Below are 10846 nucleotides of genomic sequence, written 5' to 3'. Positions count from 1 at the left end.
TACATGAGCGGGATCTCCTGCTTGAACATCAGCGTGCAGCTGGGCACCGCCGAGAGGATGGCGAAGCCGTCCTGGGCGTACTTCGCGAGCACCGGGATGTTGGCCTGCTTGCTGGCGTCCACCGACTCCAGGTCGCCCAGCTCCAGCTTGGGCATGCCGCAGCACTTCTCCTTCTCGACCAGCACGTACGGGATGTCGTTGTGCTGCAGGATCTTCAGCAGATCCATGCCGATGCCGGGCTCGTTGTAGTTGACGTAGCAGGTGGAGAAGATGGCCACCTTGCCGGGCGTGCGCTGGCCGTCCTTCACCGGCAGCTCGGCCGACTTCGGCGCCTGGCTGCGGAACTTGCGCGTGGCCAGCGAGGGCAGCCAGGCATTGCGGTCCACGCCGAGCGCGCTTTCCATCAGCGCCCGCGCCGGCTTGGTGGCGTTGACCGCGTTGGCCACCTGCACCACGATCGGGATGCCGGCGAAGGAGCCATGCACGTCGGTGGAGGCGAGGAATTTCTCGCCCCCGGTGACCTCGCCCTTGCGGAACTTGATGGCCTTGGCGCGCAGCATGGTGTGCGGGAAATCCAGGTTCCACTCGTGCGGCGGCACGTAGGGGCACTTGGTCATGTAGCACAGGTCGCACAGGTAGCACTGGTCGACCACCTTCCAGTAGTCCTGATGCGCCACGCCATCCATCTCGCCCGTCTTGCCGTTGTCCACCAGGTCAAACAGCGTGGGGAACGAGCCGCACAGGCTGACGCAGCGGCGGCAGCCGTGACAGATGTCGAAGATGCGCTCCATCTCCTTGAAGGTCGCGGCCTCGTCGTAGAACTCGGGCGTCTTCCAGGCGATCGGGTGTCGGGTGGGGGCTTCGAGGCTGCCTTCTCTGGGGGGCATGTTCAGGGTCTCCGTGGACGTACTTCACGAGGCTGCCCCGCGCCGGCACGGCAGGCCGGACGGGGCGGCGGAGCACTCAGGGATGGGCGTCCGGTCACCCGGAACGCCCAACGCTCAACGCTCGGGGGGAGCGTGATCAGTCAGCCAGCTCGGCCAGGGCCTTGCTGTAGCGGTTGGCGTGGGAGCGCTCGGCCTTGGCCAGCGTCTCGAACCAGTCGGCGATCTCGTCGAAGCCCTCGTCGCGCGCCGTCTTGGCCATGCCCGGGTACATGTCGGTGTACTCGTGCGTCTCGCCGGCCACGGCGGCCTTCAGGTTGTCGCGGGTGCTGCCGATGGGCAGGCCGGTGGCGGGGTCGCCGCACTGCTCCAGCCATTCCAGGTGGCCGTGCGCATGGCCCGTCTCGCCTTCCGCGGTGGAGCGGAACAGCGCCGCCACGTCGTTCTGGCCTTCCACGTCGGCCTTGTTTGCGAAATACAGGTAGCGGCGGTTGGCCTGGGACTCGCCGGCAAAGGCGGCCTTCAGGTTCTCTTCCGTCTTGGAGCCTTTGAGAGCTGCCATGGAATTCTCCTTCGTGGTTGATGAAGCAAAGCGTTTGGCCTCGGCAAGCTGCCGAAGACGCCGCAAGGGTAGCCCCGATGGAGAGCCTCGTCTAATAGCCTCGATCAATGCGCAGCATGGAGAATGGCTATGACCAGCATCCCATTGATCATGATTGTCAATATCCTGGTGCAGCCTGTTTGGCCTGGATCAAGGATTACGTTATAGTGAATGCGTTACGCATTAGTAAACGATCCAACCGTTCACGACACGTCCATGGCCGCCGTCCTCCACGCTCCGGGCCCGCTGCCCGCGCCCGCCCCCATCCAGCAGCTGCACCACTACGCCTACCGGGCGCGCGACGCGGAAGAGACGCGCCACTTCTACGAGGACATCCTGGGGCTGCCGCTCTACCACATCATCCAGAGCGACTACGTGCCGAGCACGGGCGAGTACTGCCCCTACACGCACTTCTTCTTCCGCCTGCAGGACGGCTCGTTCATCGCCTTCTTCGACCTGGGCGATGACGAAGCCGCGCTGCCCTCGCCCAACACGCCGAAGTGGGTGAACCACATCTCGTTCCGGGTCGACTCCATCGCCGCGCTGGAGGCAATGAAGGCCCGGCTGGAGGCACATGGCATCGAGGTGCTGGGCATCACCGACCACCACATCTTCCACAGCATCTACTTCTTCGACCCGAACGGCATCCGGCTGGAGCTGACCGCGCAGCTGGCCGACGAGTTCCAGATGCTGCAAGAAAGCCGCACCGCGCATGCACGCCTGGCCGAGTGGACCGCGCGCAAGGAACAGTGGCGCCGCGAACGCGCCGCCGGCGCCGCCACCGCACCGCTGAAGCCGCAGCGCAATGACCGGCCGGAGTTCGTGAAGCCCGCGCAGGAAGGCTGAGCCATGACGCAGGCCTACGCGGACACGGCCCACACCAACGGCTACGAGTTCACCCAGGGCAGCGGCTACCAGTTGCCCGAGTACCCCTTCCAGCCGCCGCCCGAGCTCATCTCGGGCCAGCCGGGCCACTACCCGGTGGTGATCGTCGGCGCCGGCATCACCGGCCTCACCCTGGCCTGCGCGCTGGCGCAGTACGGCGTGGCGGCGGTGGTGCTGGACGAGGACAACACGGTGGGCGTGAAGGGCGCCTCCTCGCGCGGCATCTGCTACACGCAGAAGTCACTGGAGATCTTCCAGCGCCTGGGCATCTACGACCGCATCGCCGCCAAGGGCGTGCAGTGGAGCGTGGGGCGCACCTTTGCCGGCGCCGACGAGGTGTACGCGTTCGACCTGCGCCAGCAGAGCGCCTACAACCTCTCCAGCCAGCCGCCCTTCATCAACATCCAGCAGTTCTACATCGAGGGCTACCTCGTGGAGCGCATCCAGGCGCTGGGCCACGTGGACCTGCGCTGGCGCAGCCGCGTGACCGGCTTCCGCCAGGACGCAGATGGCGCAACGCTCGCCGTGACCACGCCCGCCGGCGACTACGAGCTGCGCGCCGACCACGTGATCGACGCCACCGGCTCGCACAGCCCCTTTCGCGCCTGGGTGGGCGCTTCCGTCACGGCGAAGAAGGGCGACGACCGCTGGTGCATCGCCGACGTGCGTTTCACGAAGCGACCGCCAGTGGAGCGGCACACCTGGATCGAGGCGCCGTTCAACGAGAACCGCGCCGTGTGGCAGCACCTGATGGGCGACGAGGTCTGGCGCATCGACTACCAGATGGCCCCCGATTCCGACCCCGCGCAAGTCAGCCGGGAGGACGTGGTGCGCGAGCGGCTCGCGCGGCAGTTCGGCGCCGACACGGAGGTGGAGATCGTCTGGGTCGGCCCCTACGCCTATCGCAGCGAGTGCATTGACCGCATGCGTCATGGGCGCGTGTTCTTCATGGGCGATTCCGCCAAGGTCGTCAGCCCCTTCGGCGCCCGTGGCGGCAACACCGGCATCGCCGACGCCGACAACCTGGCCTGGAAACTGGCGGCGGTGCTGGGCGGCCGGGCGCCGGCCTACCTGCTGGAGTCGTACCACGAGGAACGCCATGAGGCCGCACGCCAGAACGTGCTGGTGACCAATCGCACGGCGCGCTTCCTGCGGCCCGGCTCGCCAATGGAGAAGCGCTTCCGCGACGCCGCCATCAGTCTGGCACGCCAGCACCTGTTCGCGCGGCAGTTCGTCAACACCGGCCGCATGGCGGTGGCCAACAGCTACACCCAGTCGCGGGTGTGCGCCGGCACCGGTGGCCTGTCTGTGCAGAACGTGGCCCTCCGCTGGGCCGACGGCAGCACGGGCCAGGTGAACGACCTGCTGCGGTGGGCCGACGGCCGGCTGCTCGTGCTGTTGTTCGGCACTGCGTCGCACGCCGCCCTGCAGCGTCTGCGCGCGCTGTCCGCCTCCGGCGCGGTGCGCTGCGTGCAGGTGCTGGGCCCCGCGGATCCGGCCGGCGCCACCGAGCACGTGCGCGACCCGCAGGGCCACCTGCAGGGCGCCTGCCACGTGTTCGGCCACGCGTGGGCGCTGGTGCGACCGGACAGTTACGTCGCCGCGACGGGCGAAAGCGTCGATGGCGCACTGGTGCAGGCGATCAGCCAGGCCCTGGGCCTGCAGGAGGAACGCGCATGAAAACCACCCTGAACCTGCAGGATGCGGACGGCTTCTACGAACAGCTGCTCGATGCCCACCAAGGCCTGGACGCCGTGCAGTCGGAGCTGCTGAATGCGCGCCTGATCCTGCTGCTGGCCAATCAGGTCGGCGACGCGAAGGTGCTGCAGGCCTGCGTGCAGGCGGCGCGCGAGGGCGTCGCGCCGGCCTAGGCCTGGCGCCCCGCCCCTTAAAATTCGCGGGTGAGCACGAACCAACCCGGGCTGGACAGCCTTTCCAAGTCATTCGAACCCGCCGCCATCGAGGCGAAGTGGGGCCCGCAGTGGGAGCAGCGCGGCTACGCGCGCGCGGGGCATCGCGGCACCGGCGTACCGGTCGACGGCGCGCCCTCGTTCGCCATCCAGCTGCCGCCGCCCAACGTGACGGGCACGCTGCACATGGGCCATGCGTTCAACCAGACGATCATGGACAGCCTCACCCGCTACCACCGGATGCGCGGGTTCAACACGCTGTGGGTGCCGGGCACCGACCACGCCGGCATCGCCACCCAGATCGTGGTGGAGCGGCAGCTGCAGGAGCAGGGCACGAGCCGGCACGACCTGGGGCGCCCCGCCTTCGTGAAGAAGGTGTGGGAGTGGAAGGAGAAGTCGGGCAACACCATCACCACCCAGATGCGCCGCATGGGCGACAGCGTGGATTGGTCGCACGAGTACTTCACCATGGACGAGCGGCTCTCGACCATCGTGACCGAGACCTTCGTGCAGCTCTATCGACAGGGCCTCATCTACCGCGGCAAGCGGCTGGTGAACTGGGACCCCGAGCTGAAGACCGCGGTGAGCGACCTGGAGGTGGAAAGCGAGGAGGAGGACGGCTTCCTCTGGCACATCCGCTATCCGCTGGCCGACGGCAGCGGCCAACTGACCGTAGCGACCACCCGGCCCGAGACGATGCTGGGTGACGTCGCGGTGATGGTGCACCCGGAAGACGAGCGCTACCGCCACCTGGTGGGCAAGCGGGTCAAGCTGCCCCTGTGCGACCGCGAGATCCCGGTGATCGCCGACGAGTACGTGGACCGCGCCTTCGGCACGGGCGTGGTCAAGGTCACGCCGGCGCATGACGCCAATGACTACGCCGTGGGCCAGCGCCATGGCCTGCCCATGATCGGCGTGCTGAACCTCGATGCCACGATCAACGACCAGGCCCCGTCGGCCTACCGCGGTCTCGACCGCTTCGTGGCCCGCAAGAAGGTGGTCGCAGACCTTGAGTCCCTGGGCCTGCTGGAGGAGACGAAGAAGCACCGCCTGATGGTGCCGCGCTGCGCCCGCACCGGCCAGGTGGTGGAGCCCATGCTCACCGACCAGTGGTTCGTGGCCATGACGAAGGTGAGCGAGCAGGACGCCACCGGCAAGTCCATCGCACAGAAAGCCATCGACGCGGTGCAGTCGGGCGCGGTGCGCTTCGTGCCCGAGAACTGGGTCAACACCTACAACCAGTGGATGAACAACATCCAGGACTGGTGCATCTCGCGCCAGCTCTGGTGGGGCCACCAGATCCCGGCCTGGTACGACACCGAGGGCAACGTCTACGTGGCCGCCAGCGAGGCGGAGGCACAGGCCCAGGCGCCAGGCAAGACGCTCACGCGCGACCCCGACGTGCTGGACACCTGGTACTCCTCCGCGCTGGTGCCCTTCTCCACGCTCGGCTGGCCGGCGAAGACGAAGGACCTGGACCTGTACCTGCCCTCCACCGTGCTGGTGACCGGCTACGACATCATCTTCTTCTGGGTCGCCCGGATGATCATGATGACGACCCACTTCACCGGGCAGGTGCCCTTCCGCCATGTCTACATCCACGGCCTGGTGCGCGACGCGCAGGGCCACAAGATGAGCAAGTCCGAGGGCAACGTGCTGGACCCGGTGGACCTGATCGACGGCATCGAGCTCGCCCCGCTGCTGGAGAAGCGCACCACCGGCCTGCGCAAGCCCGAGACAGCGCCCCAGGTGCGCAAGAACACGCAGAAGGAGTTCCCCGAGGGCATCCCCGCCTACGGCGCCGACGCCCTGCGCTTCACCTTTGCCGCGCTCGCATCGCTCGGCCGCTCGATCAACTTCGACAGCAAGCGCTGCGAGGGCTACCGCAACTTCTGCAACAAGCTCTGGAACGCCTCGCGCTTCGTGCTGATGAACTGCGAGGGCCATGACCTGGCCGAGGAAGGCGCCACGCTCACGCCGGCCGACCGCTGGATCATCTCGCTGCTGCAGAAGGCCGAGGCCGATGTCGCCCGCGGCTTCGCCGACTACCGGCTGGACCACGTGGCCACCGCGATCTACCAGTTCGTGTGGGACGAATACTGCGACTGGTACGTGGAGATCGCCAAGGTGCAGATCCAGACCGGCGACGCCGCGCAGCAGCGTGGCACGCGCCGCACGCTGATCCGCGTGCTGGAGGCCATCCTGCGCCTGGCCCACCCGGTCATCCCCTTCATCACCGAGGAACTGTGGCAGAAGGTGGCGCCCGTGGCCGGCAAGACCGGCGAGACGATCAGCGTGGCGCCCTACCCCGAGTCCAACCCCGCCAACGTGAATGCGGAAGCCGAAGCCTGGATGGCGCGCCTCAAGGCGGTGGTGGACGCCTGCCGCAACCTGCGCGGCGAGATGAACGTGTCACCCGCGACGCGCCTGCCGGCCTACGTGGTGGGCGACGCGGCCTTCATCCGCTCCGCCGCGCCGGTGCTGCAGGCGCTCGCGCGGTTGAGCGAGGTGAAGGTGTTCGACGACGAGGCGGCCTGGGCCGCCGCCGCCAAGGCCGCGCCAGTGGCCGTGGCGGGTGATGCACGCCTGTGCCTCTACATGGAGATCGATGTCGCCGCGGAGCGTGCGCGCATCGGCAAGGAGGTGACCCGGGTTCAAGGCGAGCTGGCCAAGGCGCAGGGCAAGCTGGCCAACGAAGCCTTCGTCGCCAAGGCGCCGCCGGCCGTGATCGAGCAGGAGCGCAAGCGCATCGCGGACTTCACCGCCACGCTGGAGAAATTGCAGGCGCAGCTGGCGCGGCTGGGTTGAACCACCGTGCCCGGCCCCCGACGGACTGGGCGCATGCGCCTCACCGGATGATGAACGCCGGCTCGGCCTCCAGGTGCATCATGCCGCTGGCCGGCCGGTCCACCGTCGTGCCCTCCGGCGCGGACAAGGCCTCGTGCAGCCGGTGCGCCACATACCAGCTCGAACGCAGCCTCGCCTCACGTGTGTGGGAACCCAGGCGCGGTGTCAGATGCAGGTTGTCACACTCGTGCAGCGGGCTGCCGCGCGAGGCGAAGCCGGATTCCGCCCCATCCAGCAGGCAGGATTCGATGCGGCCGTCCTTCAGCGCACGGGCCAGGGCCTCCGGATCGAACAAGTCCGACCGGCTGGTGCCCACCCAGATCTGGCCCTTGCGGCAATGCGCCAGCACCTTGTCATTGACGAAGGCCTTGTAGCGCGACGCATACATCACCTGCACGGAGACCGCATCGGCCTGCGCCATCAGGTCCGCCAGGCCGACCGGCTGCACCTGCAACCGGGCCCAGATGGGCGCGGTATGGTGGACCGCGGGGTCGTAGCCGATCAGCCGGGCGCCCAGCGGCTGCAGGATGAGAGCCAGTGCATGCGCCGTGGGGCCGAGGCCCAGCAGGCCGATCACGCTGCCATTGAGTTCGCGCCCCAGGCGGATGTCGGCATGGCGCTCGCCGAGCAGCGAGGCCCCGATGCCGCGGCGGAACTGCATCAGCAAGGCCGTCAGCAGGTACTCGGCGTTCGAGCGCACATTGGCCGTGGTGGCCTGGATGACACGCACCCGGCGATCACGACAGGCCTCGAGATCGGTGTTGTCGGTGCCCACGTGCATGCGCGCCACCGCCTTGAGCAGCGGCGCGAAATCGAGCATCTCGCGCGTGACGGCCACCTTGCGCGGCAGCACCACGCCGTGCGCCTTGTACAGGGCCTTGCGCAGGGCACTGGGGTCGGCCGCGAGCTCGGGCCGGCACGCCACGGCATGCCGGCCTTCCAGCCAGGCCTGGGCCTCGGGCACCAGGCGTTCAAGCAGCAAAATGTCCAGGGGATGTCCTTGGAATGCGACAAACACAGGCTCGACTGAGGGATGTCAGCGAAGCCTCCGCCAGAATCGGGCAGACTCTACGCGAGCTGTTCGTTTCAGACCCATGAAAAAAGTCACAAAAGTTAACAAAGCCGTCTTTCCCGTGGCAGGCCTCGGCACGCGCTTCCTGCCGGCGACCAAGGCCCAGCCCAAGGAGATGCTGCCCATCGTCGACAAGCCGCTGATCCAGTACGCGGTGGAAGAGGCCTACGAGGCCGGCATCCGCCACATGGTGTTCGTCACGGGGCGCAGCAAGCGCGCCATCGAGGACCACTTCGACACCGCGTACGAACTGGAGTCCGAGCTGCAGGCCGCCGGCAAGATGGATCTGCTGGCGCTGGTGCGCTCCCTCGCGCCGGACGACATGGCGTTCTCCTACGTGCGCCAGCCGCGCTCGCTGGGCCTGGGACACGCCGTGCTGTGTGCGGCACCGATCGTGGGCGATGAACCGTTTGCCGTGCTGCTGGCCGACGACCTGATGCGCGGGCCCGCTGGCGGCAAGGGCATCCTGTCGCAGATGGTGGACGTGTTCCAGGAGACGCCGACGTCGCTGCTGGCCGTGCAGGAGGTGCCGCTCGCGCACGTGCGACGGTACGGCATCGTGGCCGGGGAGCCGGCAGGCGATCGGCTGGTGAAGGTGCAGCAGATGGTGGAGAAGCCCGCGCCGGAGCAAGCCCCTTCGCGGCTGGGCGTGTCTGGCCGCTACATCCTCACGCCGGCGGTCTTCGACTGCATCCGCAACCAGCCACGCGGCAGCGGCGGCGAGATCCAGCTCACCGATGGCATCGCCCAGCTGATCCCTTCGGAAGGCGTGCATGCCTACCTCTACGAGGGCAAGCGCTACGACTGCGGCAGCAAGCAGGGCTTCCTGGAGGCAACGGTGGAATACGCCTTGCACCACCCCGAGGTAGGCCAGACGTTCCGGGATTACCTGAAGGGCCTGCGCGACTGACCCGATGGCACGGCGCGGCTAGCGCCGGCGCAGCACGTGGATGAACTCGCCATTGGCCGAGTTCTGCTCCACCAGCTCGTTGCCGGTCTGCTTGGCGAAAGCCTGGAAGTCGCGCAGGGACCCCCCGTCCGTGGAGACCACTTTCAGCAACTGGCCGCTTTCCATGTCCGTCAGCGCCTTCTTGGCCTTGAGGATGGGCAAGGGGCAGTTCAGGCCTCGGGTGTCGATTTCCTTGTCGATCTGCATGCTGTCTCCTGCTCGCGGCTAGCTGCGCCGCGGCCACTCCACGAACTGCGGCTCATGCCCCTGGCTGCGCAACCAGTCCGCCAGAGCATAGCCGGTGCCAGCCGGCCAGCACCGCACCTCGTCGTAGCCATAGAGCCTGTAGTCCACCAGTTCCGCCGAGAGCCGCACCTCGCCGCGGCAGACGGCATGGTACGCAATGATCACCTGGTTCATGCGCTGGAAGTCGTAGACGCCGATCAGCTGAAGGGCGTCGGTCTCCAGGTTCGTCTCTTCCGCGATCTCGCGCCGGATGCCGTCCTGCGGCGTCTCGCCCGCCTCCATGAAGCCGGTGATGAGCGCGTACATCTTGCCCGGCCAGGCCGCATTGCGCGCCAGCAGGATCTTGTCCTGGTACTGGATCACCGCCGCCAGCACGGGCGTGGGGTTGTTCCAGTGCGTCCAGCTGCACGCGGCGCAGCGCAGGCGGCTCTTCTCGCCACCATCCTCCTGCTGCGCCAGCATTTGAAGCGGCGTGGCGCACTGCGGGCAGAAGCGGTACCCAACGGTCATGCCGGAAACACCCCGGTCGACAGGTAGCGGTCGCCGCGGTCGCAGACCACGAACACGATGGTGGCGTTCTCGGCCTGCGCAGCCACCTGCTGGGCCACCCAGCACGCGCCGGCCGCCGAGATGCCACCGAAGATGCCCTCTTCTCTGGCGAGCCGGCGGCACATCTCCTCGGCGTCGTCCTGGCTCACGTAGACCAGATCGTCGACCGTGCTCGGGTCATAGATGCGGGGGAGGTACTCCTGCGGCCACTTGCGGATGCCGGGGATCCGCGAGCCCTCGCTCGGCTGGGCGCCGATGATGCGGATGGCGGGGTTCTTCTCCTTCAGGTACCGCGACACACCGGTGATCGTGCCCGTGGTGCCCATCGCGCTCACGAAGTGCGTGATGCGGCCGCCCGTCTGCTCCCACAGTTCGGGGCCGGTGGTCTCGTAGTGGATGCGCGGGTTGTCGGCATTGGCGAACTGGTCCAGCACCCGGCCCTTGCCCTCGCGCTGCATGTTCTCGGCCAGGTCGCGCGCGTACTCCATCCCGCCACTCTTGGGGGTGAGCACCAGCTCCGCGCCGAAGGCCTTCATGGTCTGGGCGCGCTCGATCGACAGGTCCTCCGGCATGATCAGCACCATGCGGTAGCCCTTGATGGCGGCCGCCATCGCCAGCGCGATGCCGGTGTTGCCGGAGGTGGCCTCGATCAGCGTGTCGCCCGGCTTGATGTCCCCGCGCTCCTCGGCGCGCTTGATCATGGACAGCGCCGGCCTGTCCTTCACCGACCCGGCCGGGTTGTTGCCCTCCAGCTTGCCCAGCACCACCGTGCCACGGCGCGCATGGTCGGCCGCGCCAATGCGCTGCAGGGCGACCAAGGGTGTGCGGCCAATGGCATCTTCGATGGTCGGATAAGGCGGAAGCGGGCTCATGCGCCGCACTGTGCCATAATTTTTTGCTGCC

The 10846-nt window shown here is 67.8% G+C and carries 11 protein-coding genes; 5 read left to right on the top strand and 6 right to left on the bottom strand.

Going from position 1 to position 10846, the window contains the following annotated elements; translation table 11 throughout:
• Window positions 1-887 (bottom strand): heterodisulfide reductase-related iron-sulfur binding cluster (locus ACE3T5_RS02940; protein WP_374664260.1); only part of this gene is annotated, 887 nt, incomplete at its 3' end.
• A gap of 136 nt (window positions 888-1023) precedes the next feature.
• Entirely contained in the window at window positions 1024-1446 is a 423-nt protein-coding gene (locus tag ACE3T5_RS02935) for a rubrerythrin family protein (RefSeq protein WP_374664258.1), read from the bottom strand.
• A 255-nt stretch (window positions 1447-1701) separates the two neighbouring features.
• Here ACE3T5_RS02935 and ACE3T5_RS02930 point away from each other — a divergent pair, with 255 nt between their 5' ends.
• Genes ACE3T5_RS02930 through ACE3T5_RS02915 form a run of 4 tightly spaced genes read left to right on the top strand, consistent with a single transcriptional unit; the run spans window position 1702 to window position 7088 of the window.
• Window positions 1702-2331: a VOC family protein gene (locus tag ACE3T5_RS02930; RefSeq protein WP_374664256.1), complete on the top strand. Its 630-nt coding sequence runs from the start codon at window positions 1702-1704 to the stop codon at window positions 2329-2331.
• A gap of 3 nt (window positions 2332-2334) precedes the next feature.
• On the top strand, window positions 2335-4050 hold the full coding sequence (locus ACE3T5_RS02925) for an FAD-dependent oxidoreductase (RefSeq protein ID WP_374664254.1): 1716 nt from the start codon (window positions 2335-2337) through the stop codon (window positions 4048-4050).
• Entirely contained in the window at window positions 4047-4241 is a 195-nt protein-coding gene (locus ACE3T5_RS02920; RefSeq protein ID WP_374664252.1) for a DUF2783 domain-containing protein, read from the top strand. The genes ACE3T5_RS02925 and ACE3T5_RS02920 overlap by 4 nt, the downstream gene beginning before the upstream one ends.
• Window positions 4242-4271: 30 nt before the next feature.
• Window positions 4272-7088, top strand: a complete 2817-nt coding sequence (locus ACE3T5_RS02915; protein ID WP_374664250.1) for a valine--tRNA ligase — start codon at window positions 4272-4274, stop codon at window positions 7086-7088.
• A gap of 40 nt (window positions 7089-7128) precedes the next feature.
• Here ACE3T5_RS02915 and ACE3T5_RS02910 read toward each other — a convergent pair whose 3' ends face one another.
• The gene (locus ACE3T5_RS02910; RefSeq protein ID WP_374664247.1) at window positions 7129-8109 is read right to left on the bottom strand and encodes an NAD(P)-dependent oxidoreductase; all 981 of its coding nucleotides are present in this window, start codon (window positions 8107-8109) and stop codon (window positions 7129-7131) included.
• Between the two features lie 112 nt (window positions 8110-8221).
• Between ACE3T5_RS02910 and galU the strand changes: the two genes are divergently transcribed.
• The gene (gene galU / locus ACE3T5_RS02905) at window positions 8222-9109 is read left to right on the top strand and encodes a UTP--glucose-1-phosphate uridylyltransferase GalU (RefSeq protein WP_374664245.1); all 888 of its coding nucleotides are present in this window, start codon (window positions 8222-8224) and stop codon (window positions 9107-9109) included.
• Between the two features lie 18 nt (window positions 9110-9127).
• On the opposite strand, the gene ACE3T5_RS02900 is transcribed toward galU, so the two are convergent.
• The 3 genes from ACE3T5_RS02900 to cysM are packed head-to-tail and all read right to left on the bottom strand — an operon-like array spanning window position 9128 to window position 10815.
• The gene (locus ACE3T5_RS02900; RefSeq protein ID WP_374664243.1) at window positions 9128-9355 is read right to left on the bottom strand and encodes a sulfurtransferase TusA family protein; all 228 of its coding nucleotides are present in this window, start codon (window positions 9353-9355) and stop codon (window positions 9128-9130) included.
• An 18-nt stretch (window positions 9356-9373) separates the two neighbouring features.
• Window positions 9374-9904, bottom strand: a complete 531-nt coding sequence (locus ACE3T5_RS02895) for an NUDIX domain-containing protein (RefSeq protein ID WP_374664241.1) — start codon at window positions 9902-9904, stop codon at window positions 9374-9376.
• A complete protein-coding gene (gene cysM / locus ACE3T5_RS02890; protein ID WP_374664239.1) occupies window positions 9901-10815 on the bottom strand; it encodes a cysteine synthase CysM in 915 nt (304 codons plus the stop codon). Before cysM ends, ACE3T5_RS02895 begins: the two co-directional genes overlap by 4 nt.
• Between the last annotated feature and the right edge of the window lie 31 nt (window positions 10816-10846).

Origin of the sequence: Ramlibacter sp. (assembly GCF_041916345.1) — a bacterium.
GTDB lineage: Bacteria > Pseudomonadota > Gammaproteobacteria > Burkholderiales > Burkholderiaceae_C > Ramlibacter.
The sequence above is the reverse complement of the archived record's forward strand: the minus strand, read 5'-3'. Positions and strand labels throughout refer to the sequence as shown.